At 71.3% G+C, this 23,796-nt stretch carries 20 protein-coding genes and 4 pseudogenes; 17 read left to right on the forward strand and 7 right to left on the reverse strand.

Annotated features, from left to right (window positions below; genetic code table 11):
* The first annotated feature begins 293 nt into the window (after positions 1-293).
* The gene (locus ACFV57_RS21305; RefSeq protein ID WP_385234378.1) at positions 294-1,487 is read left to right on the forward strand and encodes a pyridoxal-phosphate dependent enzyme; all 1,194 of its coding nucleotides are present in this window, start codon (positions 294-296) and stop codon (positions 1,485-1,487) included.
* Between the two features lie 96 nt (positions 1,488-1,583).
* Here the strand turns inward: ACFV57_RS21305 and ACFV57_RS21310 are convergent, their stop codons facing one another.
* Positions 1,584-2,756, reverse strand: coding sequence for an acyl-CoA dehydrogenase family protein (locus tag ACFV57_RS21310; protein ID WP_385234381.1), 1,173 nt, complete (start codon positions 2,754-2,756; stop codon positions 1,584-1,586).
* Positions 2,757-3,289: 533 nt separating this feature from the next.
* Between ACFV57_RS21310 and ACFV57_RS21315 the strand changes: the two genes are divergently transcribed.
* From ACFV57_RS21315 to ACFV57_RS21330, 4 genes are all read left to right on the forward strand, one after another.
* Positions 3,290-4,582: a glycoside hydrolase family 18 protein gene (locus ACFV57_RS21315; RefSeq protein ID WP_385234384.1), complete on the forward strand. Its 1,293-nt coding sequence runs from the start codon at positions 3,290-3,292 to the stop codon at positions 4,580-4,582.
* A gap of 611 nt (positions 4,583-5,193) precedes the next feature.
* Entirely contained in the window at positions 5,194-5,661 is a 468-nt protein-coding gene (locus ACFV57_RS21320; protein ID WP_385234387.1) for an NUDIX hydrolase, read from the forward strand.
* Positions 5,662-6,103: 442 nt separating this feature from the next.
* Complete coding sequence (locus ACFV57_RS21325; protein ID WP_385234390.1) at positions 6,104-7,171, forward strand: serine hydrolase domain-containing protein; 1,068 nt, start codon at positions 6,104-6,106, stop codon at positions 7,169-7,171.
* 325 nt (positions 7,172-7,496) lie between these two features.
* The gene (locus ACFV57_RS21330) at positions 7,497-8,027 is read left to right on the forward strand and encodes a rhodanese-like domain-containing protein (protein WP_385234393.1); all 531 of its coding nucleotides are present in this window, start codon (positions 7,497-7,499) and stop codon (positions 8,025-8,027) included.
* Here the strand turns inward: ACFV57_RS21330 and ACFV57_RS21335 are convergent.
* Positions 7,916-10,138 (reverse strand): helix-turn-helix domain-containing protein, encoded by a 2,223-nt coding sequence (locus tag ACFV57_RS21335; protein ID WP_385234396.1) that lies wholly within the window; start codon positions 10,136-10,138, stop codon positions 7,916-7,918. The genes ACFV57_RS21330 and ACFV57_RS21335 overlap by 112 nt on opposite strands.
* A gap of 103 nt (positions 10,139-10,241) precedes the next feature.
* Here ACFV57_RS21335 and ACFV57_RS21340 point away from each other — a divergent pair, with 103 nt between their 5' ends.
* Positions 10,242-10,415, forward strand: coding sequence for a hypothetical protein (locus ACFV57_RS21340; RefSeq protein ID WP_385234399.1), 174 nt, complete (start codon positions 10,242-10,244; stop codon positions 10,413-10,415).
* A 70-nt stretch (positions 10,416-10,485) separates the two neighbouring features.
* On the opposite strand, the gene ACFV57_RS21345 is transcribed toward ACFV57_RS21340, so the two are convergent.
* Complete coding sequence (locus tag ACFV57_RS21345; protein WP_385234401.1) at positions 10,486-10,887, reverse strand: hypothetical protein; 402 nt, start codon at positions 10,885-10,887, stop codon at positions 10,486-10,488.
* A gap of 27 nt (positions 10,888-10,914) precedes the next feature.
* Entirely contained in the window at positions 10,915-11,310 is a 396-nt protein-coding gene (locus tag ACFV57_RS21350; protein WP_385234404.1) for a hypothetical protein, read from the reverse strand.
* Between the two features lie 117 nt (positions 11,311-11,427).
* Here ACFV57_RS21350 and ACFV57_RS21355 point away from each other — a divergent pair, with 117 nt between their 5' ends.
* Both ACFV57_RS21355 and ACFV57_RS21360 read left to right on the forward strand, forming a co-directional pair.
* On the forward strand, positions 11,428-11,661 hold the full coding sequence (locus tag ACFV57_RS21355) for a hypothetical protein (protein ID WP_385234407.1): 234 nt from the start codon (positions 11,428-11,430) through the stop codon (positions 11,659-11,661).
* Entirely contained in the window at positions 11,658-12,110 is a 453-nt protein-coding gene (locus ACFV57_RS21360) for a tetratricopeptide repeat protein (protein WP_385234410.1), read from the forward strand. The genes ACFV57_RS21355 and ACFV57_RS21360 overlap by 4 nt, the downstream gene beginning before the upstream one ends.
* Before the next feature lie 59 nt (positions 12,111-12,169).
* On the opposite strand, the pseudogene ACFV57_RS21365 reads toward ACFV57_RS21360, so the two are convergent.
* A pseudogene (locus ACFV57_RS21365) lies at positions 12,170-13,699 on the reverse strand (ISKra4 family transposase).
* 617 nt (positions 13,700-14,316) lie between these two features.
* A pseudogene (locus tag ACFV57_RS21370) lies at positions 14,317-14,817 on the reverse strand (transposase family protein); the annotation flags it as partial.
* A 567-nt stretch (positions 14,818-15,384) separates the two neighbouring features.
* Here ACFV57_RS21370 and ACFV57_RS21375 point away from each other — a divergent pair.
* The 8 genes and pseudogenes from ACFV57_RS21375 to ACFV57_RS21410 all read left to right on the forward strand — a co-directional run bounded on the left by ACFV57_RS21375 (position 15,385) and on the right by ACFV57_RS21410 (position 22,058).
* Positions 15,385-15,492: a keywimysin-related RiPP gene (locus tag ACFV57_RS21375; RefSeq protein WP_106970745.1), complete on the forward strand. Its 108-nt coding sequence runs from the start codon at positions 15,385-15,387 to the stop codon at positions 15,490-15,492.
* A gap of 155 nt (positions 15,493-15,647) precedes the next feature.
* On the forward strand, positions 15,648-17,507 hold the full coding sequence (locus tag ACFV57_RS21380) for a lasso peptide isopeptide bond-forming cyclase (protein ID WP_385234413.1): 1,860 nt from the start codon (positions 15,648-15,650) through the stop codon (positions 17,505-17,507).
* A 21-nt stretch (positions 17,508-17,528) separates the two neighbouring features.
* Entirely contained in the window at positions 17,529-17,786 is a 258-nt protein-coding gene (locus ACFV57_RS21385; protein ID WP_385234416.1) for a lasso peptide biosynthesis PqqD family chaperone, read from the forward strand.
* A 43-nt stretch (positions 17,787-17,829) separates the two neighbouring features.
* Positions 17,830-18,246, forward strand: coding sequence for a lasso peptide biosynthesis B2 protein (locus ACFV57_RS21390; protein ID WP_199931063.1), 417 nt, complete (start codon positions 17,830-17,832; stop codon positions 18,244-18,246).
* Between the two features lie 148 nt (positions 18,247-18,394).
* Positions 18,395-20,176 carry an ABC transporter ATP-binding protein gene (locus ACFV57_RS21395; RefSeq protein WP_385234419.1) on the forward strand — a complete coding sequence of 594 codons (1,782 nt, stop codon included), beginning with the start codon at positions 18,395-18,397 and terminating at the stop codon, positions 20,174-20,176.
* 124 nt (positions 20,177-20,300) lie between these two features.
* Positions 20,301-20,846: pseudogene (locus tag ACFV57_RS21400) on the forward strand (reverse transcriptase domain-containing protein); the annotation flags it as partial.
* 298 nt (positions 20,847-21,144) lie between these two features.
* The gene (locus ACFV57_RS21405; RefSeq protein ID WP_385234423.1) at positions 21,145-21,510 is read left to right on the forward strand and encodes a hypothetical protein; all 366 of its coding nucleotides are present in this window, start codon (positions 21,145-21,147) and stop codon (positions 21,508-21,510) included.
* 149 nt (positions 21,511-21,659) lie between these two features.
* Positions 21,660-22,058, forward strand: coding sequence for a hypothetical protein (locus ACFV57_RS21410; protein ID WP_385234426.1), 399 nt, complete (start codon positions 21,660-21,662; stop codon positions 22,056-22,058).
* Between the two features lie 250 nt (positions 22,059-22,308).
* Here the strand turns inward: ACFV57_RS21410 and ACFV57_RS21415 are convergent, their stop codons facing one another.
* The gene (locus ACFV57_RS21415; protein WP_385234429.1) at positions 22,309-23,277 is read right to left on the reverse strand and encodes an NAD(P)-dependent alcohol dehydrogenase; all 969 of its coding nucleotides are present in this window, start codon (positions 23,275-23,277) and stop codon (positions 22,309-22,311) included.
* Positions 23,278-23,526: 249 nt separating this feature from the next.
* Between ACFV57_RS21415 and ACFV57_RS21420 the strand changes: the two are divergent.
* Positions 23,527-23,637 (forward strand): annotated as a pseudogene (locus tag ACFV57_RS21420) (hydrogenase expression/formation protein HypE); the annotation flags it as partial.
* Positions 23,638-23,796: the final 159 nt, after the last annotated feature.

Below are 23,796 nucleotides of genomic sequence, written 5' to 3' on the forward strand. Positions count from 1 at the left end.
TCCGCCTGCGAAGCGACCGGTTCCGCGAGGAGAGTTGACGGTACGTCAGCAGTACGCGCGAGGACCATATCCGTACCCGCCTCTCCGCACGCGCCCACGGCCGTACCCGCGCGAGGCCGGAACGCCCCCGCGCCGCGCCCCCACTTCCCCGTCCATCAGCCCACCGGCCGGGGACGCTCTCGGACACGAGCCCCCCGGCGCTGCTCTGTACGGCGCGTCCACCCCCGTACAGTGAAGGCCGGAAGCCATCGCGGACACCGGCGGCGAAGCGGCGACGGAACGAGGGGGACACCATGACGACGGCCAGCTCCGCGCAGGGCCCGAGCAGCCTGCACTGTCTGCGCTGCGGCCTGGGGGTGACGGGCTTCGCCGGCTGCCCCCGGTGCGCCGCGGAGGGGATCGGGGTCAACGCGATGCCGCCGCTGGCCGACCTGGAGGGCCTGGAGCTGTCCTCGTACGCCGGCGGCCCGTGGGGCTGGCCGGAGACCCTGCCGGTCAGCGGCCCGCCGGTGGCGCTCGGCGAGGGCGACACTCCGAACGTACGGCTGCGCACCGACCCGGCCGCGCTCGGCGACGGGAACGCGCCCGAGTGCGGCAGCGAGCTGTGGGTGAAGTACGAGGGCGCCAACCCGACCGGCTCGCACAAGGACCGGGCGATGGCGGTGGGCGTGGCCGCGGCGGTGGAGACCGGCGCCGACACGGTCTGCGCCGCGTCGTCCGGCAACGCGGGCGCGGCCGCCGCCGCCTACGCGGGGCGGGCCGGGCTGCGCTGCGTGGTCTTCACCGACGAGAACGTGCCGCCCGCGCTGGCCGCGCAGATCGACTTGCTGGGCGCCGAGCAGGTGCGCTGCGAGGGCGGTTTCACGACCCGCAACGCCGCGATGGCGCGGGCCGTCGAGGAGCACGGCTGGTATCCGCTGACCAGCTTCTCCGCGCCGTCGCCCGGCGGGAACCCGTACGCCAACGAGGGGTACAAGTCGGTCGCCTACGAGCTCGCGCGGGACTTCGCGGGACGGCGGATCGGCGCGGTCGTCGTGCCGACGAGCCGTGCGGACCTGCTGTCCGGGATCGAGCGCGGTTTCCGGGAGCTGGCCGCTGCGGGCCTGGTGTCCGCCGCGCCGCGGATGGTGGCTGCCGAACCGGCCGGTTCGGCGCCCTTCACGGCCGCCCTGCGCCACGCCGACCGCGCGGCCCAGGAGCGCACGCGCGTGGTGAGCCACCGCACCGCCGCCTTCTCACTCGGCGAGGAACGCCCGTGCTGGCAGGGGCTGGACGCGCTGTGGCGGTCCGGTGGCACGGCCGTCGCGGTGGCGGAGAAGGAGTTCGTGGCCGAACAGCGCCGCCTCGCCGAACAGGGCCTGCTGCTGGAGTCGTCGTCCGCCGTGGCGGTGTCCGTGGCCCGGCGGATGCTGCGCGAACTGCCGGAGCTGGTGGTGGCGGTCGGTACGGCGACGGGCATGAAGGAGCTGGGCTCGGCGGCCGGGTGAGCACGCTCCGGCGGCCGCGACGGTCTGCGCGCCTCGGCGCTCCGGCGGCGGCAGACGGCTGACCGGCCCGCCCACCGCCTCCCGGCGCCGCGCCGGTCAGCCGGTCTCGGGACCGGCGAGGTGCCGCGCGACGACCATCCGCTGGATCTGGTTGGTGCCCTCGACGATCTGGAGCACCTTGGCCTCGCGCATGTAGCGTTCGGCCGGGAAGTCGAGCGTGTAGCCGTACCCGCCGAGAAGCTGTACGGCGTCCGTCGTGACGCGCATGGCGGCGTCGGTGCAGAACAGCTTGGCCATCGCCGCTTCCTTGGAGAACGGCAGGCCGGCGTCCTTGAGGCGGGCAGCGGTCAGGTAGAGCGAGCGGCCGGCCTCGATCTGGGTGGCCATGTCGGCGAGCATGAAGCGCAGGCCCTGGAAGTCGGCGATCGGGCGGCCGAACTGCTGCCGGGAGGCGGCGTACGCCAGCGCCTCGTCCAGGGCGGCCTGGGCGACACCGATCGCGCAGGCGGCGATGCCGAGACGGCCGGAGTCCAGGGCGGACAGGGCGATGGTGAAGCCCTGTCCCTCGTCCCCGATGCGGCGGGCGTCCGGGACCCGTACGCCGTCGAAGTGGAGCTGGGCCGTGGGCGAGCCCTTCATGCCCATCTTGCGCTCGGGCGCGGCGGCGGTCAGCCCCTCCGCATCGCCGGGCACCAGGAAGGCCGAGATGCCGCGGGGGCCCTTGCCGCCGGTACGTGCCAGCACCGTGTAGAAGTCGGCGACACCACCGTGGGTGATCCACGCCTTGGTGCCGTCCAGCGTCCAGACGTCCCCGTCGCGGACCGCCCGGGTGGTCAGGGAGGCGGCGTCGGAGCCGGACGCGGGCTCGGAGAGGCAGTAGGCGCCCAGCAGGCCACCGCCGAGCATGGCGGGCAGGTGGGTGGCGCGCTGCTCCTTCGTACCGAACTCGGCCGTCGCGTGGCAGGCGAGGGTGTGCACGCTGACGCCGAGGCCCACGGTCAGCCGCGCGGCGGCCAGTTCCTCCAGGACCTGGAGGTAGACCTCGTAAGGCTGTTCCCCGCCGCCGAACTCCTCCGCGTACGGCAGGGAGAGCAGCCCGGACTCGGAGAGCAGGGCGAAGGTCTGCCGGGGGAACCGTCCCGCCTCCTCCTGCTCGGCGGCGACCGGCTTGATCTCGCGCTCGATGAGGTCCCGCACCAATACCAGCAGGTCGCGGGCCTCCTCTGTGGGCAGCCTGCGGTCCACCGGCCGGGGGCCGTACTCGGTCATGGCGGCGCTCTCCTCCCTGTCGGGCGCTGCGACGGCGCGCGCGAGGGTTGGGGCGGCGCCGTCGGTGGTTCGCACAGTACTCGGCAGATGATCTCCCACCGGATCGCGGAGGGCGGTGACCTGCAGCTGTGGCGCTAGGAGTATGCCCGATCGGCAGCGTCACGTCACTGGTTGATCGAGATCTTCCGGGCGTAGGACCAGGACTTCGTCAGCGGCGGGTCCGGGCGGGCGGGAGCCCGGTCGCACCGACTGCTCCGTACGGGCGGCCCGCGGCCGCCCCGCCCATCCCCCGGATTCCCTCATTCCGCTCCCCCTCAGGCCTCTCACCTGGCCTGTTACCTCGGCCCATGCCCTGCCCGCCATCGGTGCGGCACCGCCAACGGAAGCTGTACGCACCGCGAAATTGGTCCAAACCATTGACCGGACTGGTCTAGTCCTTCTACGTTCTCCCCCGCAACACTCAACGCGTCCATGCCAATTCGGCACACGCGTCCCTTCCGCTCCACCCCTCGACCCCCCTCCGAGGAGACGACATGCCCAGACAGCTCCGTACGCGATCATCGCGCCGGCTGCTCGCCGCCACCACCGCGCTGTGTACGGCCGCCCTGGCCGGCACCCTGTTCGCCGGCACGGCCGCCGCCGACCCCACCGGCGACGCCGCCTCCACCGCCCCCGCGGCCGCGTCCGCACCGGCCGCCGCCCAGCCGGCCGGCGCCCAGGCAGCCGGCAACAAGGTGGTCGGCTACTTCACCAACTGGGGCGTCTACGACCGCAATTACCACGTCAAGAACATCCAGACGTCCGGGTCCGCCGACAAGCTGACCCACATCAACTACGCCTTCGGCAACGTCCAGGGCGGCAAGTGCACGATCGGCGACGCGTACGCCGACTACGACAAGGCGTACACCGCGGACCAGAGCGTCGACGGCAAGGCCGACACCTGGGACGCGGGCGCGCTGCGCGGAAACTTCAACCAGCTGCGCAAGCTCAAGAAGCTGCACCCGAACCTCAAGGTCATCTGGTCCTTCGGCGGCTGGACCTGGTCCGGCGGCTTCGCCGAGGCCGCCAAGAACCCGAACGGCTTCGCGCAGTCCTGCCTGGACCTGGTCCAGGACAAGCGCTGGGCCGATGTCTTCGACGGCATCGACATCGACTGGGAGTACCCGAACGCCTGCGGCCTGACCTGCGACACCAGCGGCCGCGAAGCGCTCACCAACGTCGTCAAGGCGCTGCGTTCGAAGTTCGGCAGCAAGCTGGTGACCGCGGCGATCGCGGCCGACGCCTCCGCCGGCGGCAAGCTGGACGCCGCCGACTACAAGGGCGCCGCGCAGTACCTCGACTGGTACAACCCGATGACGTACGACTACTTCGGCGCCTGGGACGCCAAGGGGCCGACGGCACCGCACTCGCCGCTGACCGCGTACAACGGCATCCCGAAGGCCGGCTACAACACCACCGACACCATCAAGAAGCTCAAGGGCATGGGCATCCCCGCCAACAAGCTCCTGCTGGGGATCGGCTTCTACGGCCGCGGCTGGCAGGGCGTGACCCAGGACGCCCCGGGCGGCACGGCCACGGGCGCGGCGCCGGGCAAGTACGAGGCCGGCATCGAGGACTACAAGCTCCTCAAGACCCGCTGCCCGGCAACCGGCAAGGTCGGCGGCACGGCCTACGCCAAGTGCGGCAACCAGTGGTGGAGCTACGACACCCCGGAAACCATCGGCACCAAGATGACGTACAAGAACCAGCAGGGACTGGGCGGCACGTTCTTCTGGGAGCTGAGCGGCGACACGACCAATGGTGAGCTGATCAAGGCCATCAAGTAAGGGTTCCGCAGGCGTCACGGCGCTGCACTACCGCCGGTTCGGCGTTCGCGCCCTGTCCGCCACCGTGTTCGGTGCCGGACAGGGCGCATCGCTGCGGGAGATGCCAGGTCACAGCGATGCCGCAGCAGCGCACGCGCGCTCGCCACCGCAGCCCGGCCCGTACTGCGCGGGCCGGGCTGCGTCACCGGACCCACGTACACACACGGCAGTTTCGCGCAGTTGTAGGCAGCTTCCGGTAGAAGCTCGCAGAGGCCTGCCGCGCCGATTTCCCGGTCGTCTCCCAGTTGATCACGACCAACCTGCCGCGAACGGTCCGCATTTCTGCGGCCTGCGGCGGATGCACCGACTGCACCCATGACTTCACCCTGACCGCACGGGCGGCGGCTCTCCCAGTGCCTGACGTCCCTCACGCATCGCGGAGAGCCGTCTTGCGGGAAGCCCAGCACCCGCACCTGCTGAGATGAGCTGGTTGACAATGGCCGCGCGCGGGCGCGGGTCGGTGAAGGGTGCGGGTCCTCTCAAGCGACGGTCTGAGCTGGTGTCTCGCCGCAGCGACGGTTGGCCACCCTCCGTGCTGGGGGCCGGGATAAGGTTCGGTGGGAGGTGCGGAGATGAGTTTCCGTCTGGCGGCGTACGCCGTGTGCATCGAGGACGGGCGTGTGCTGCTCGCCCGTCATGTGCCCCCGGTGGGCCGGCCCAATTGGACACTTCCGGGCGGAAGGGTGGAGCACGCGGAAGATCCGTTCGACGCGGTGATCCGGGAGGTCTCCGAGGAGACCGGCTGCGAAGCGGTGGTCGAACGTCTGCTGGGGGTGGACTCAAGGGTGATCCCCGCGAACGAAGCCCGTGCCGGCACCGAGCACCAGAACGTCGGCGTCTTCTACCGGATTCGGATCACCGGCGGCCGGCTCCGGCCCGAGCCGAATGGCGAGACCGCTGAGTCGGTCTGGACTCCGATCTTGGACGTCGCGCGCCTGCGCCGGTCATCGCTGGTCGATGTCGGCCTCACGCTGGCGCAGAGTTCCCCGGCAACCGGTCATGTCGCTCCCGTCCCGGTCGGCGGCCTGATCCAGCACTGACCCCGGCCGATACGACCACCTGCTCGCACCCGCCCAGGGCTCGGGGCGAAGCTGTCACGTGCCGGAGTTCGAAGCCGCCGATTGCCGTGTGGTGGCACCGTCGTACTTCTACCGTGGCGGGGTGGAGGTGGGACGCCATGGTGTCCTTGCCGGGCAAGGCCCACCACGACCGGTATCAAGACGATCACAGCCGGAGCAAGCCCACTTCGGCCTGCACAAAAAGTGCACAGCGCACCGCACGACGAGACCTGCTGATGCGCCGCCGCCAGCAGATGATGCCGGGCCCGCGCCCCGGTGCCTGCCCGCTCCCCGACGACGTATCGGGGTGGAATTCGGGACGAGCCGGGGGCATCACCGATGAGCAGCGCGCGGTGCGGCGGTGAAGGTTGCTCCAGCGCGCAAGCCGCGCCGATCCGTCCCGATGCGTTTCAGGGAGCCACCGATGACCCCGCGTTCTCGCGCCGTCCGCCGTCTGGTCACCACCGGCGTAGCACTGGCTGCACTCGTCACCGCTCCGGCGGCCACGGCCGTGCCCAGCCCGTTTGCCCCGCATGCCGCTCCCGGCACCCGTGGCCCGGCCGCCGTGAGGGCGCTGCTGGCCGCCCTGCCCGACCAGGTGACGGACGCGGCCCTGGTGCGGGTGGCCGGCCGGGGCCTGCGGCCTGCGTATACCGGGAAGGCCGGGCGGGTGGCGGCGGACCGGCGTTTCCCGGTGGGCAGCGTGACCAAAATCTTCACCGACGCCGTGGTGCTCCGGCTGGTCGCCGAAGACCGGATCGGCATCGACGAGCCCGTCCGCCCCCGTCTGCCCGAGGTGATTCCGGCCGCCTACGCGGGCGTGACGGTGCGCCAGCTCCTGGACCACACCAGCGACCTGCCCCGCCCGGCCCGGGTGCCGCTGGACCCGTACGCGGTGGTGGCCGCCTCCTTCGCGGCGGACGCGGCGGCGCACCCCGGCCGTGTCCCGGCCCCCGGAACCGTCCAGCAGTACAACGGGCTGAACAGCTTCGTGGCCGGACTGCTGGTGGAGCAGATCACCGGCCGCCCCTTCGCCCGCGAACTCGACCGGCGGATCCTGCGCCCGCTGGGCCTGCGCCGCACCGGGCTCTCCGAAGATCCAGAGATCGCATGGGCCTGGTCGGAGGGCGGGCTGGTCTCCACTCCGGCCGACCTCGACACGTTCCTCAGATCGCTGCTGGAGGGCAGGCTCCTGCCGCCGGCCGGGCAGCGGCACCTCTTCGAAGTGCCCGCGGTGCCCGGCGCGTCCGAGAACACCAGCTGCCCCACGTCCGCGGCCTGCTTCAGCGCCGGCGGGCTGATGAGGATCGACCTGGACGGAGTCGAGGTGTGGGGCAAAACCGGCTTCAGCGGCGGCTGGACCAGCGGCATCTTCGCGAGCGCGGGCCGGCACCGCCGGGCGGTCCACCTACTGCGGCCCGGCACCGGGGCCACCCCCGCACAGCAGCGGGCCCGCGTCGAGGCAGTGGTCAAGGCGGCCCTGCTCGGGTGAGCCGTACGCCGTTGTCCGGGGACCAGGCCCTGTAGGCGATCAAGCCGCACGACAGCGGTCCCACCCACAAACACCCACTGACCAGCCCCGTAACACCCACCCATGGACCAGCGCGACTGACTCTCACCACCACCGACACCAACCCGGCAGATCGCACCAGTGACGCTGCCTCGGCACTCGAAGCAGTTACCGAACGCGGAACCAGCCGTGGACGGCGGCGAGGTCGTCGTGCTGGTCGCCGCGCGTCGTACCGGTCTCCCCGCAGCCTGGTCGTTCGCAGGTGCAGCGAGACCAGGCGCCCCACCCCGAGACGCATCGCCGCGTCGTGGACGGAGAAGTCACCCTGGTCGATGTCCGCGAGGACGAGGAATGGGCAGCGCGTCACCCAGCCGGCGCCGTCCACGCCGCGCTCGGCACGTTGCCGGCCTCGCTGCCCGGACTGCCCGACGGACCGCTGGCCTTCCCATGCCGCACGGGCGCGCGCAGCGTGCGGGTCAGCTCGCAGGCGATCCGCGCGGGCCGGTTCCCCGTCCACAACGTGGCGGGGCCCCGAGGCATGGGTGACCGGCAGGGCTGCCGGTCACCCTCTCCGGCCGCGAGGACGCGCTGGACAACGGCGACCATGCCGGAACCGCCCGCTGAGCTGAAGGGGGCGTCTGGTTGGGCCAATGGCTTAAACGGGCCCGCCCAGAAGCGCCCCACGCAACGTCGGCCGAGGTCGGCTGGCAGCAGCGAGTTGACGGTTCACGTGCGGGTGGTGAGTCGCGCGAGTGCCGCGTCGTATCGTGCCTGGAGCCCCGCGTCGGCCGATACGCGCAGCAGGGCGGCGAGCGCCCGTACCGCGCCGTCGTCGTAGCCGGCGGACTCCGCTTCCCGGGCCGCCAGGTCGAGGTGGCTGATGCCCTCGGTTTCGTTCCCGAGCCCCAGCAGCGCCTCTCCTTTGACCATGAGCAGCAGTGTCCGGGGGATGTCGGTGGTGCCCGGCCGGTCGTGGAGGGCCAGGGCCTGGGTCGCGGTGTCGAGGGCCTGGCGCCATTTGCCGGCGTCGGCCCGGTGGCGGGCGAGGTGCTGCAGGGCCAGTTTCTCGATGGTCCGGTCGCCGGCCTGGCGCGCCAGTTCCACCGCCCGCTCGCAGTCTTGCGCGGCCTCGTCCAGGCTGCCGAGTGCCGCTTGTGCCATGGCCAGGACGATCAGGGCGTTCGCCTCGGCCACCGCATCCCCTGCCCGGGAGGCGAGTGCGCGGGCGGCTTCCAGGTGGGTGAGCGCCTCGGGGATGCGTTCTTCCTCGATCAGGATCCAGCCGAGGACGTTGAGTATCCGTGACTCGCCGTGGTGGTCGGCGTCGGCCCGGGCCGCTTCGAGCGCGGTCTCAAGGAGCGGGGCCCAGCCGTCGCGCACGCGCCAGACGATCAGCGGCCACAGCGTCAGGGCGATCCGCCAGGTCCTGCCGTGCAGTGCGGCGGCGTGCGCCGCGGCCACCGCCAGTGTGAGGTCGTCCCGCTCGGCCGCGTACCAGGCCACGGCGGCGGACCGGTCGCCGAACTCCCGCACGGCGGCGGGCGGCAGAAAGTCCGCCGGCAGCGCGAAGCACTCCTCGTTGCCGGGCTCGGCGGCGGCCACCGCCGCCAGGCCCGTGGCGATGTAGTGGTCGAGCACGCGTTTGAGCGCATCGGGCCCGGCGTCCAGGCTGCGTGCGTAGAGCCGCACGAGATCGTGCATCGTCCAGCGGCCGGGCGCCGTCTCCGTGACGAGGTGCGCGACGGCCAGCCGCTCCAGAGCGGCCTCGGCGGCTGCTGGGCCGGTGTGCGCCAGGGCCGCGGCGGCATACCGGTCGACGTGCGTGCCGGGGTGGCGGCCGAGATGGGCGAACAGGCGGGCGACGTGCCCCGGGAGCTGTTGCAGCGTCACACGCAGCGCCGCTCGCACGCCGGTGTCCTCCACGTCCAGCAGGCTCAGCCGACGCGTCTCGTCGGACAGTTCGGCGGCCATCGCGCCCATCGGCCAGGTGGGCCGTTGTGCCAGCCGGGCGGCCGCCACCCGTAGTGCCAGGGGCAGCCCGCCGCACAGCTCGGCCACCCGTCGTGCGGCCGCCGGCTCTGCGTGTACCCGTTCGGCGCCCAGTACCCCGGCCAGGAGCATCGTGGCGTCCTCTGGCCCGAGCACGTCCACGGCGACGGGCCGGGCGGCGTCGCTGACGATCAGCCCCGGAAGCCGGTGTCTGCTGGTGACGACGGTGACGCAGCGGCGCCCGCCGGGCAGGAGCGGCCTGACCTGCTCCGAGTCGCGCGCATTGTCGAGCAGCACGAGGAGCCGGCGCTCGGCGGCCAGCGACCGGAACAGTGCGGCCGCGCCGTTGACCGACTCCGGTATCCGGCCGTGCGCCACACCGAGCGCCAGCAGGAACTCGCGCAGCACCTCCAGGACAGCGGGCTCGCCCGTGTCGCCGAAGCCGCGCAGGTCGGCATGGAGCCGCCCGTCGGGGAACCCGGCACGGCTGAGGTGGGCCCAGTGCAGCACGAGCGCCGTCTTGCCCACCCCGGCCGGCCCGATGACCAGACAGACGGGCGACTCGCCCGCAGCGGCCCGGGACACAGCGGCGAACTCCGCCGCCCGCCCGTGAAAGCCGCGCGGCGCGCGCGGCAGCAGATCAGGCACATCCGCGGGCGCCACGGCCTTGGGGCCGGCGGCAGGCGGCAGTACCTCCGCCGCGGGGGCCCGGCGGGGCCGGCCCAGGCTCGCCAGGCGCTCCAGTTCCCTCGCGTCCGGCGGGCTCAGGCGCAGGGCCGTGGCCAGGGCCTGCACGGTCCGGCGCTGCGGCCCCCGCGAGCGTCCGCGCTCCATGTACGACAGGGCCCGCACACTGATCCCCGCCGCCTGCGCCAGCTCCTCCTGGGTGAGCCCGGCGCTCCCGCGCAGGCTGTGCAGGAGCGCGCCGAAGTCGCCGTCGGCCGGTGTACCGGTACCCATGCTCAAAAGTCCTCACAACGCCAGGGTCCACCGGACCCGCAACCTCACCCGCAAAAGTATGCAGCAACCTACTTTTGCGGGTGGAATTTCCTGTTGCGTCTGGTTGGCGTCGGGTTGGCGCGCGGACGAGGACCGGAACACCGGCGCTTGCGAAGCCGCCACGTTCCTCTTCGCGAGGCCCGCCTCAGCCGCCCTCCAGGCCACCTGCACCCTGGTGACCGTGGCCACCACGCCCGCCCACGCCGAGACCACCGAGCAATACCTCAGGCTCAACTGACGCCTGGAGGACTTGAGCGAGATTTACGATGAGGATGCGGGCCGGGACCGCGAATATCGGTGCCGCGATCTCATCTGTGACGCCTGCCCATGCAAATGCTGCGCTGTACCGGACACCGTCCTGCTGCAACCATCGCCAGGACCACGAGCAGCTCCGTCACCGCAAGCCCTCGCCTCACACGCACCTCGCTCACCGGCGGCCGGGGGAACGGGCTGTGTGCCACACAGGAACAGCCGGCATCGGAGGTCCACAGGACGGTTTCGTGCAGGGCACGACGGTCGCCGGACATCGCGTAGCGGCGGGCTGTGCGGCCGTGCTCGAAGGGCTTGCCGGTCTCCTCGCACAGCAGCGCCAAAACATCGGACGCGTCGGTGTCGGACAGGTAGGCCGGCGCGACCTGGAGCATCAGCTCTCCGATCGCGTACGAGCCGGCGGCGAGGTCGTCGACGACGCGGCGCAGCGCGGCAACCATGGGATCCGCCGACGGCTCGGCAGGCGCTCAAGGCGGGGCGATGCAGACGTCGCGGACGGCCTGGCGGACCACCACGCGCACCGTCGGCTCATCGAAGGCATCGAGGCCGTTGTGGGTGAGCGCGGCGAGTCGGCGGACGTCATCCGCGATGTCGTCGGTACGGCTGGAGGCGGCGATCAGGGCGCGCTGGAACAGCGCGGCGTCGGTGTCTCGCGTGCGAGACGTCTTGGTTTCGACCGGTTCTTCGAGCGCCTGGCCGATGCTGGCGATGCCGCTGCCGAGGTGCGGCAGGGCAAGTGGTGGGGCGGTCCTGATCTGCGGATGCTCTGCACCACACCGAAGCCGCCCACGCCTGGCCGTTGTGGGCTTTGTGAAGGTCGCGGTCGAAGGCCGGTGGTCTGCCGCCGCCCGGCCACGCCGCACGCGGTTGGCTTTGGGTGCGGCTCTTCTGTAAGGAGCTTTGACCTGTGTGGTTGCTGACCGGGGGTTGGTTGCTCGATCGTCGTGGTGTCGGGGGGCCGAGTTCCGGGGGTGGCGGCGATGGTGTCGTGGCTGGAGGAGATCGAGCGGCGGGAGGCTGCCGCGCGGGAGGAGATCGGGGAACTGCGCGCTCAGCTTGAGGAGTTGACCGGATGCCTCGCCGAGCAGGAGGCGGCGCTGTCCCGTTTGGAGATCACCCGGGAGACTATTCGCGTGGATGCCGCGGTTGTTCGGTCGCAGGCGCGGCGATACGGCCGCTGTCGCAAGATGGCGCAGGGAAGGAATCTCGATTGATCACGGATCCGACGATCATCCGGATTGGCCAGGCCGTGCAGCTCAGCCACAGCGGCGAGCGGGAGGCCGCCCGCCGCCAGTTCGCAGAGATCTGGGACGAGATCGGAGGCGAGCAGGGGGACCCCCTGCAGCGTTGCACGCTCGCGCATGCGATGGCCGATGTGCAGGACGACGTGCACGAGGAGCTGATCTGGGACCAGCGAGCGCTGGTGGCCGCCGACCTGATCACCGATGCGCGAGTCGCGCAGGCCGGGGTGTCGCTTCCGGTGGCCGGACTGTACCCCTCGCTGCACCTGAACTTGAGCGAGTGCTATCGCAAGCTGGGCGATCTCGATCGTGCTCGTGAACACTTCCAGCGCGCGCAGGAAACGATCGGTGCGCTCGGCGATGACGACTACGGGCAGCTGATCAGGAAGGGCCTGGAGCAGGTGGCTGAACGGCTGCGCTGACCTGGCATCGGTGACCGCAGAACCAAACGGGTGGGGCTTTTCTGCGGTGAGATCGTCGGTCAGGGTTGGAGTCCGTCGTTGCGCTGGCCGGGCGGGGGATAGAGGCGTTCGCGTTCCTTTTGGGCGTGGTAGGTCCAGTAGGCCGGGAAGTCGCCGTTGCTGATGACGGCGCGGAGGGTAAGGACGGCTTCGGCTCCGCCGACGCTCCATCGGCTGCCCGTGATGTCGAGGCGGTTGGCGATCAGATGGCGGGCTGCTCATTCGACAATGCCGCTGGCGATCGGCCAGCCCGCGTCGAGGGCCTGGTCGTAGTGGACGAAGGAGGCATTGTTCTCCAGGTAGCGGCAGGCCTTGTCCGCTGCGGCCCGCTGTTCTGGTGACAGGCTCGTGCGGTCGGCCTCGGTGCGAATGGCTGCGGGGGCGTCACCAGCCAGGGTCCGGGCGGCTTTGGTGCCGACCCATTCTTCGGCGGCGGGATCGGTGGCGGTGTGGAAACACCGCGCGGCCGCCCATAACGCCTCCAGCACGTGCCCGATGTCGAGGACGATATGGATCGTGATGCTCCGGCGGGCGGCTTCCGCCTGGATCAGTTCCAGCTGGTGGGCGGCGCCGTCGACCAGGACCACCCAGCAGCGGTGGCGCTGCGGGGCACGGGCCTCGGCCTGGTCGAACGCGGCGGCGATGACCTGCTCGGCGTCGTCCCTGACCGAGGCGGTGAGCCACTTCTGCCGGGCCTTGGGGGCCCTTGCGCGCGGTGGGCGGCGGACGGTGCGGCCTCCGGGTGGGGCGATGATGTCGTGCGGACGGCGCGGGGCCGGGTCGGCGTCGTGGACGACCGCCAGGGTGGCCATCCTCTTGCGGCAGGTCTTCTCCCCGGCGGACAGGCGGGTGCGGAAGGCGCACCGGGCTCGCTCGACGGCCTTGCGGGTCGCTTCGCGCAGATCGCCCGGGCGCATCACGACCCCTTTGCCGTCGATGCCGAGGACCAGCAGTGTCTTCTTCCCGGCCAGGCCGGGGGCGCGCTGCGCGTAGAAGGCGCAGACGTCCGCCGCACTCGCCCGCACGAGGTGTTCCACCTGGCGCTTGCCGACCGCCCGGTGGCCGCAGCGGCGGTCGATCGCCTCCAGCGCACTGTCGTAGGAGCCGCGGGCGGCTTCCAGAACCGCCAGACGCCGAAGGCCCAGGCTGTGCCGCTCACGCGGCAGGCCGAGAGGGGCATCGGCCGGATGGAGGTTGGGCAGGCCAGGAGAGCGCAGCGCGCACCGGAAGACGGTCACCGTCCCGACCACGGTGGCCAGTTGGCGCCGGTGCCCCTTCACCGGACGGGTGCGGCCGCCGGCCCCAGCGGCCCTCGCGTGAGTGTCCAAGGCGGACAGCCGGACTTCCTCCCGGCTGGCACGCAGATCGAAGTGGCCCTGCGGGAGCAGACGGCCCAGTTCCCTGGCCCCTTCTTCGACGCTCTCCTCCACCCGCTCGTGCGACAGGCGCAGTGTCTCGGGGCTGGAGAGGTCGCAGACGAGGGAAGTGAGGAAAGAAACGGCTCGGTCAAAGGGGTCAGCCGTCGAGGCGGCCGCAAACACTCCAGTCATCGGGCTCTCGCTTTTCGGGCGTGGAATCGGTTGGCACCTTCGACGCCAGGCACGAGAGCCCGACCCCACACCGGCGCGAGGGCGCGAGGCCGGTGGCCGTCCTTGCCCCGGCGCATCCGCCTCCACCGGAGCCAGGCCCCGCGCGGCAAAGAGCCCTGATTGCGCCTCCGTCAGCCAGCCCCGCTCAACCAGCCGTTTCAGCTTCGGCCGGAAACCCTCCACCTTGGCCTTGTCCGTCGACAACCCCAGCGCGGCGCAGATGTGATGCGCCCGCATCGGATGCACCGCGTCTTCGAGGATCTTGAGAATGTCCTGGTAGGAACGCGGCAGCACCCCAACCGCCAACTCCGCCGACCACTGCGGTACCAGCCGCACTCCGACCGGCGACCCCACCCCGAACCGGCTCTCCTCTTCCTTCGCCGGCTGCCCCGACGCTTCCGCCACTCCGGCGTCCCCCAGCTCGATCCCGGGCCCCGTGACTGCCTCACCACCGGACAGGATCTCCGTCATCGTCTCCCGGGTGATCTCCAAACGGGACAGCGCCGCCTCCTGCTCGGCGAGGCATTCGGTCAACTCCTCAAGCTGAGCGCGCAGTTCCCCGATCTCCTCCCGCCGCTCGATCTCCTCCAGCCACGACACCATCGCCGCCACCCCCGGAACCCCGGCACCGGCCGGGCCGCGGCTACCATCCGGCGGGGCTCGGCATCGATGATGACCTGCACGTTCGCCGAGAACCGGTAGTTGCGCGAGGACGCACCGATCTTTCGGTCACGGACCGGGACGAGGGTGCCGTCCACGATTCACAACCGGTCGGCGACCTCGGCGGAGGTCCGGCACGGCTCCAGCGCGAGCAGCGGGCCGAGCCGCTGGATCACCCCGCACACGGTCGCCGGCGAAATCCCGAACAGCGGGGCGAGCTGCCGCATGGTCAGATTCGTGCGGTAGTACACGGCCACCAGCAGCACCCGCTCGGCCAGCGGCAGCCGCCACGGACGGCCCCATCCGCAGCCCTCGCCACCGCGTTCCCGGACCGCTCTCAGCAGCCGGCCGAACTGATCCACCCGCAGCCCGGTAAACGTCTCCACCCACACCCGCTCAGCCCGCAACACCCCCGCCATACGACAGAGATGCCCAGTTCACAGCCTTCTGCAACACCCTTTACGAGCAGTCCGACACCACGACCACGCTCACCGCGCTCTTCTCGCCCCGCTCACTCTTCGCGGCCGGATTCCCGGACAACCAGCGGCAATTCCTGAACGGGCTCGGCCGAGGCACCGGCGGCACTTCCTGACAGCCCTTCGACGAAGGCCACACCGCCCCGGTCGCCGACGCGAGGCACGCCCTGCCTGACACGGCTGACGGGGAGACCGTCGCTGTGACGATGCCTGGGATTCTGACTCGCTGCGGGAATTTTCAGCAGCGTGGGACCAGGAGTACGCGTCTTCAAACCGTTCCGCGTCGCCGTCGGGGAGCGCACGGGATCACATCGCAACATGACCATCGGAAAACCCGCCCCCAGCGCACTACACACCGCCGTGAGCGAATCATTGTGATGATGCTCTCGCCGCTTTTACGGTTACGTCGCGGCCACAACCGCTCGCGGGAGCGAAGGCGCAAATGCTTCCGCATTTCGTCGGCCAGGCCCCGTGATTCCCGTCATCCCCCAAGGGAAAAGGAGTGCGACCATGACGTACGAGCGTCCCACACTGACCAAGGCCGGCGGCTTCCGGAAGGTGACGGGCGTCAAGAACACCGGCCCCAAGGATGTTCTCGGCGGCAAGCAGCTCCTCTGACGCGACCGGTGCGGGACGCTGAACGCACCCGCACCCGCACCCTGCCCGGTCCGGGCCGGCCCCGCGCCGGCCCGGTCTGCGGTCGGCCGAGCCCGTCCGCCGGCGCGCCCCGCCCCTTCCGACGTCCGGAGCCCCACCGACCGAAGGCCGTAGCTGTGGAAGAGACCCTGTCCCTGTCGGCCCTGCCCAAATGGTTCGTCGTCCTGCCCGACACCGACGCGGCCACGGCGGTCGCCGCGAAGGCACTTCGCTACGCGTCGCACAGCCTGCGTCATGCGTCCGGCAGACCCTGGCTGGTGGGCCGGTGGGCGGCGGAGACGGCCGTCGTCGGAGTGCACGGCGAGACCCGCGTCGCCGTGATCGGGGAACACGCCGTCACCCTCCGGGAAGCCCGGCGCGCCGCCGCAGCGGTGGCCACCACGGCCTCGTTGACGGCGCTGGACCGGCACAGCACCACGTGGGCCGGCAGCTTCCACCTCATGGCCAGCTCGGGCGGCCGGGTCCGGGTGCAGGGCGGCGTCGTCGACCTGCGGCGGGTGTTCCACACCGAGGCCCCCTCCCCCACGTCCGGCCGGGTGAGCATCGCCTCCGACCGGGCCGACGTGCTGGCCGAGTTGGTCGGTGCGGCGCTGGACGAACGCCGGCTCGCCCTGGAGCTGCTCACCCTGGGCGTGCCCCACCCCTTGTCCGGATCACCGCAGTGGCGGGGGGTCCACGTCCAGCCCGGTGGTCACCACCTGACTCTCGGCATCGACGGACGGGCCCGGTCGGCCCGGTGGTGGTCACCGCCCGCCCCCGACGTCTCCCTGGCGGAGGGAGCCATGCGCCTGCGCGAGGTGCTGACCGCCGCCGTCGCGGTGCGCGTGCAAGGACGCGACCTGGTGACGGCGGACCTGGGCGGGTTGGATTCGACCGCCGTGTGCTGCGCCGCGGCGGGCGGGGACGCGCAGGTCGTCGCGTACACCGCGGCCCTCCACGACGAACTCGGTGACGACGTGCACTGGGCGCGGCGGACCGTCCAGGCCCTGGGGTCCGTCGAGCATCACGTCGTACCCGCCCAGGACACGGCCCTGACCTTCGACGGTATCGACACGCTCCGGGACATCCTTGATACGCCCAGCATGCTCACGGTCGACCGTAACCGCCGCATGCACCTCGTGGCCCTGGCCGCCGCACGGGGCTCCGGCCTGCACCTGACCGGGCTGGGAGGCGACGAACTCCTGGCCGGTACGCCCGCCCGGCTGCACGACCTGACAACCACCCACCCGCTTGTCGCCCTACGGGACGTGCGCGGGTACGCCGCCAAGTACCAGTGGCCCCGGCGCAAGGTGCTGCGCCAACTCGCGGACCGCCGCTCCTACCGGTCCTGGCTCGCCCGGGTCGCCCGGGACCTGACCGAGCCGGCGGCCGCCGCGGACGAGCCGCTGCTCGACTGGTCCGTACCTCCCCGCATGCCGCCCTGGGCCACGCCCGAGGCCGTCGCGGCGGCGCGCGAGCTGCTGACTGGCTGCCTGCCGGACGCCGAGCCACGGGGCAGGGGACACGGCGAACACCGGGAGCTGGCCGCCATGGACGGGATTTCCCAGTGGACCCGGCACATCGGGCAGATGGCCGCGCCCCTGGGGGTCACCGTGGCCGCCCCGTACTACGACGACCGCGTCATCGAAGCGTGCCTCGCGGTCCGGACACCGGACCGGATCTCCCCGTGGCGCTACAAACCCCTGATCGTCGAGGCCACGCGCGGCATCGTGCCCGAATCCGTCCGCACCCGCGACACCAAGGCCAACGCCACGTTCGAGGAAGAGACCGGGCTGCGGCGCCACCGCGCCCGGCTGCTGGCGCTCTGCGAGGAATCCCGGCTGGGGCGGCTCGGCCTGGTCGACGTGGGCGCCCTGCGGGAATGGTGCCGCCGCTCGCTGTCCGCGGAGACGGAGAGCTATCTGCTGCACCCGACCGTGGCCTGCGAGGTGTGGCTGCGCTCCCGCGAGATGGCGCCGGCACCGCCCGGCCGCTGACCGAAGGGAAAGGTGAAGGCGATGTACGCGCTGAAGCCCGGTGTTCTGCTGACCGAGACCGAATACGGCATGGCGCTGCTCGACCAGAAGAGCGCCGAGTACTGGACCCTCAACCCCACAGCGGCCGTCGTCCTCCAGACGCTGCTGGACGGTCACGGCGCCGGCCAGGCGGTGCAGGCGCTGACCGGGCGTTACGAGGACGTCGACACCGATCTGGCCGCCCAGGACGTCACTCGCATCATCGACGACCTGCGCTCCGCGGGCCTCATCACACCGTAATCGCCGCGCCGGGCGCGCACCCGGCCCAGGGAAGAGGTACGCAATGTCGGCACCGGAAGCGGTCCCCTACCGCCCGCGCTCCATTCCCCTGACCCGCCGCTTCACGGCCCGAGTAGCGGTGGGCTGCGCCCACGTACTGGCCACCCTGCCGCCCGGCCGCATCCGCGCCGTCCTGAGCCGGCTGCGGCGCGGGGCGCGGCCCGCCACGCTCGCCGAGGCGGCACGTGCCCGGCAGACGGTGCTCGCCGTGAGCCTGGCCGCCGGAGGCGGCAAAGGATGCCTGCCCCGATCCCTGGCCACGGTGCTGCTGTGCCGTTTGCACGGGCAGTGGCCCGTCTGGTGCGTGGGAGTCCGCGCGCGCCCTCCGTTCGCCGCGCACGCATGGGTGGAGGCCGAGGGCGAACTCGTCGGTGAGAACGTACCGGCTTCCTACTTCCAGCGCTTCTTCGCCGTGGAGTGAGGCCGTGACCTCAGCACCCCCCGTCGAGACGCGCCGCACCGGCGGACAGGCGCGCCCACCGGAACGACCGGACGGCCTCCCCGGCCCCGGCCCCGCGTGGTCCGGCCTCCGGGCTCTCGCCGGCCACCTCCGACCGCAACGCGGGCGCATGCTCGCCGGTGTCGGGCTCGGTCTGCTGGGCAGCCTCCTGGGGCTGGCCCAGCCGATGGCGGCCAAACAGGTGATGGACACCATCGGCCAAGGGCGGCCGGCGGCCGGCCCCGTGGTGATCCTCAGCACGCTGGTCACGGTCGGCGGACTTCTCGCGGGCCTCGGCCACTACGTGCTCGACTGCTCCGCCGAGTCCATCGTCTGCACCGCCCGCCGCCGACTGACCCACCTTCTTCCGCGCCTGCGCGTGCCGGTACTCGAAAACACCGAGCCGGGAGACCTGATCGCCCGTGTCACCTCCGACACCGCGTTGCTGCGGCGCGCCACCCCCCAGGCCGTGTCGGCCGCGGTCACCGGCACTCTGATCACCGCGGCGACCGTCGTGCTGATGGGGGTGCTGGACGCCGTCTTGCTCGGCGTCACCCTCATCGTGATCGCGTTCGTCGGCCTCGTCGTCCTCGTGGTGTCCCCGCGCATCGGCCGGGCCACCCGGCACACGCAGGAAGCCGTCGGCCGGCTGGGGGCCGGGCTCGAACGGACCCTGGGTGCCCTGCGCACCGTAAAGGCGGCGGGTGCCGAACATCGGGAGACCGCCGCGCTGCACCGTGCGGCCGAGTACGCCCGCCGCACGGGCGTGCGCGCCGCCGCGTGGGAGGCGGTCTCCGCCACCTTGTCGGCCGTCGTCCTCCAGGTCTGTTTCCTGGTCGTCCTCGGAGTGGGCGGCGCGCGCGTCGCCTCCGGCGCCATCGGCGTCTCCACGCTCGTCGCTTTCCTCCTCTACCTCTTCGCCCTCACCCCCCGGATCGGCCAACTGGTCGAAGGGGTGGGCCAGCTGCAGATCGGGGCGGCCGCCGCGGTGCGCATCCGGGAAGCCGAGACGCTGGAGGCCGAGGAAGCAGGGCCTGCGGAAGCAGGGTCCGCGCAGCCGGAGGGTGCGGAACGACGCGGCGACGAGGCGGCCGCGGCTATGCGGCGGTCCCCGGCCCCGCATGCCCGGCGCGCACGCCCCGCCGCCGTGGCCTTCGAGCACGTGCGCTTCACGTACCGGCCAGGTCTCCCGCCGGCCCACCAGCACGTCTCCTTCGCCGTCCCCGCCGGAGGCATGACTGCGCTCGTCGGGCCGTCCGGCGCGGGCAAGACCACCGTTCTCGCCCTCATCGAGCGTTTCTACGAGCCGGACGCCGGCCGCGTGCTGCTGGACGGCAGGGACGTGCGCCAGTGGCCCCTCGGTGAACTCCGCGCCGCCATCGGCTACGTCGAACAGGACATGCCCGTACTCGCCGGCACCCTGCGCGACAACCTGACGCTGGGCGCAGCCGACGTCACCGACGAACAGGTCGCCCGGGTGCTGCGCCTGGCCCGGCTCGCCACCGTGACGGACCGCCTGCCGCACGGTCTGGACACCCAAGTCGGCCACCGCGGCAGCCGGCTCTCCGGCGGTGAACGGCAACGGGTGGCGATCGCCCGGGCCCTGCTCCGCCGACCCCGGCTGCTCCTGCTGGACGAGGCCACCTCTCAACTCGACGCGTCCAACGAGGCGGCCCTGCGCGACACTGTCACGGACATCGCGCGCCGCACCACCGTCCTGGTCGTCGCGCACCGCCTGTCCACCGTGACCACCGCCGACCGCATCCTGGTCATGGAAGCCGGGCGGGTACGGGCGCTGGGAACCCACACCGAACTGCTGGCACGTGACTCCCTGTACGCCGAATTGGCAAGCACCCAACTGATCGGCCCCGGGCGAAGGCACGGCCCCTCGGCCCCGGGACCGGAATGCTGACCTCTTCCCGCAGACAGCACGCCGCCGGTCGCACAGGCTGCGGCGGACGCCTCTGGTACTCCAGTGGGACTTCATCATTCCCGCTGGTCAGGAGCGGTCTTTCGAACCTAGCGGGTGACGCCGGGAATACTGGCGCGTCGAGTCGAGGATCAGACGGGCAAGCGATCGCGGGGACTGGACGGCAGTGCGCGCGCTTCGGCAGCAACTGCGACGCGTCCCCAGCGCGGATCCCGACGATTCGGACTACCGACGGCTGCGGTATATCCGGTATGCCGACGACTGACTGCTCGGTTTTGCCGGGCCGAAGCGAGAATCCCTGGAGATCAAGGAACGGATGAAGGAGTTCCTGCGTGAGGATCTCAGGCTGGAACTCTCTGATTCCAAGACTCTGATCACGCACGCCGTCAGCCAGGCGGCGCGCTTCCTCGGATACGAACTCCGAGCCCAGCTTGCCGACACGAAAATCACTCGCGGGCGTCGAGCAGTCAATGGCTGCATCGGCCTATACGTGCCACGGGACGTGATCCGGAAACACCGTGGACTCGTCCAGTACTATCTTCTGGCCCAAGACGTGGGCGGTCTGGACCTTCTGCACTGGTTCATGGAGACATCCATGCTCAAGACTCCGGCCAGGAAGCATCGGTCCACCGTCTCCAGGACGGCTCGCCGACACAGGGCTGCACGTCCCCGCCGCCCATCGCAGCGCGGAGCATCCGCGGTGTCGCGCGCCGCGGGGCTGAACAGCCGGCTCCGATGAATTCCGCCCCCACCCAGGAACGGAGTCCCAGCCTGGCCCGTATTCCTCCCCTCCGTACGCCGACCGTGCGCCCCCAGGCAATCCCGCGCGCCGGTCAACTGCCCTACAGGCAAGGCACTTTGACGTCTACAGTCGATCACACTCCCAAGCCCTTGGGAGGAGCGATGCTGTGACCCGTCTGGGGCATACGGCGCACGAAGGAGTCCAGCTCATGAATGCGTGGAAAAAGGTCGTCCCGGGAATGGCGTTGGCAAGCGCCCTGGTGATCGCGGGAGCCGGAACTGCCGCTGCCGCACCGGCCACCGGGAACGCGGAAAGCGCCAAACGGCCGAGCGCGGTCTATCACTTCAACCAGCTCAACGGATACGGAGCCAGGGGCTGGGTCAAGGACAACGCCAATGACGGATGGTGCGTCCAGGTCATGATTCGCTGGTACAAGAACGGCCAGCTGCGCGACACCGACGTGTCCGCGAGGGTGTGCGGGCGGGGCCGGTGGACCGGCTTCTCCATGGCGCCCGGCGACCGGTACCACTTCAAGGCGAGCGCCTGGCGGGTATACCTCCGCTATACCAGGTAGCTCCCGGCCCCGCCGCACGGCGCCGCAACGGCTCGTCGGTCCGTTGGGGCGCCGAGGGGTTGCGTCACCGTCGGCCCGTCAGAAAGCATGTACGGACCGCCGACATGAGCAGACGGCGGATGTACTTTTCTGATCGACCCAGGGGAAATGTGCGTAAGAAGACCATCCTGCTGGCCACTGCCGCCTTCGCAGCCTCTAGCCTGATCACCGCTCCTGCCGCCTCCGCCACCCCGCGGGGCTGCGGCGACATGGCCAACGGCCAGCTCTGCGTCAACCAGCCGCCCGGTAACCACTACGGCGGGTACTACACGACCGAATACGTCAAGCACCACGGCAAGCCCGTCAAGGTCAAACTCGGCTATCGGGCCAAGTCCGCGAGCGGTCAGGACCACGGGATCGTCTGGGACTCGAAGTGGCTTACGGCGAAGGACGGAAAAGTCGTCCAGAAGAAGCGGTACCTCACCATGGACCGCGGTTGGTGTATCCGCGGCTATATGAAGTCCGGTGGCAAGACCTACGAGACCAAGTACCTCTGCTGGAAGCCGTAGTGAGCCGGGGCCGATGCCCGCGCTCCTGAGGCGAAGGCGGTCGGCTTCGGGACGGCAATGAAAGCCTGCGTGGAAGCCGCGCCGTCCTGCCTCTACGGGCCCGAACCCCGGAGAACGCACGGGGCCTGGCATCGCCGGGCCCTGTGGCGGGCCCGAGCCCGCTGCCTCTTCCCGGCGGCCTCCCGGCACCGGACCTGGACGCGGGCACGAGCACATCCCGACCTCGGCTCAGACTGAGGGTGGGCAGCCGTCAGGTGGTGACGACGAGCTTCCCCCGGGGGTGGCCCTGCCTGAGGTGGTGGATGGCCGCGGGCGCCTCGGCGAGGCGGTAGGTGCGGTCGATGACCGGGGCGATCTGGCCCTTCTCTGTGAGGCCCTGCAGGGTCAGGAGGTCCTCGCGGCGGGCGTGGGAGACGAGATTGCGCAGGTTCTGGGCGATGAGGGGAGAGAGCAGGACGGCCCGGAGGCCACGGCTCATACCGCCGAGGAAGCCGCTGCCGCCCTCGCCGCCGACGATGACGAGGGTGCCGCGTGGTGTGAGGGCCCGGCGGAGTACCGGCAGCGGCCGTAGTCCCGCGTTGTCGACGATGACGTCATAGCGGTGCGGGCTGTCGGTGATGTCCTCGCGCGTGTAGTCGATGACGTGGGTGGCGCCCAGGGACCGGACGTGGTCCGCGCCGGCGGGTCCGCAGACGCCGGTGACCTCGGCGCCGTACAGCGTGGCGAGCTGGACGGCGTACGTACCCACGCCGCCGGACGCGCCGATGACGAGAACCCGCTGACCGGGCTGGGGACGGGACTTGCCGCTGAGGGCCTGGAGGGCCGTCATGCCGGAGACGGGCAGGGCGGCGGCCTGCTCGAACGTGAGGTTGGCGGGCTTGAGCACAATCCTGTCGGCCTTGGCACGCGCGTACTCGGCAAAGGAGCCCTCGCAGTTGCCGAACACCTCGTCCCCCCGTTTGAAGTCGGTCACCTTCGCCCCGACCGCCTCGACGCGCCCCGCCCCGTCCCAGCCTCGGACGGGGTTCCTGGGCCTGCGAAGTCCGAGGGCGACCCGGACCACGTACGGCTTGCCTGCCATCAGGTGCCACACTTCGGGCCCCACACCGGCGGCACGTACCTCGACGAGCACCTCGTCGGCGCGCGGTACGGGGCGATCGATGTCACGAAGGTCCAGAAGATCCTCCGAGCCGTACGCATCCTGAACAATCGCCTTCATAGCCGTAGCCCCCTTTGTGGTTTCCGACACCGAACAACCCGGGTTGCTCCGAGCATCCCGACGGGTCAGCCATCTGGCCAGATTCCTGAGGACGGTCTCGGGGCCGGGCGCGGTGAAGTTTCCTACGGCGGACGCCCTACGGGACAACGCCCCGTCGGTCCGGCGGGGGCGCCCGTTCCTCGGCCCTCCGGCATTGGGCCGCAGCAGGTCGGCGGCCGTCCGGCCCGTTGCCGCCGGCAGGGCATTCGCATCGGCCGGACCACCGCCGCACACCCCGGACGCGTGGACCTGCGCACCCGCGTCGGGGCCCGGCGCGTCATCGACATGCCGGTGGGCGAACAACTGCCCCGCATCTGCTGAGACGGCGCACGAGGGCTGGGCAGCGCCATACACAACGGTCGCTGGATGCCCTCGGACATCGCGCACCAGCTGCTGCCGGATCCGTCCACGCCCGCTGCCGCCGCGCAGCGGTGGTTCTGGGTATGTCGAGGGCCGTTCGGCCCCAAGCCAGGGGGCAGG

It is taken from the genome of Streptomyces sp. NPDC059788 (assembly GCF_042732265.1).
GTDB lineage: Bacteria > Actinomycetota > Actinomycetes > Streptomycetales > Streptomycetaceae > Streptomyces.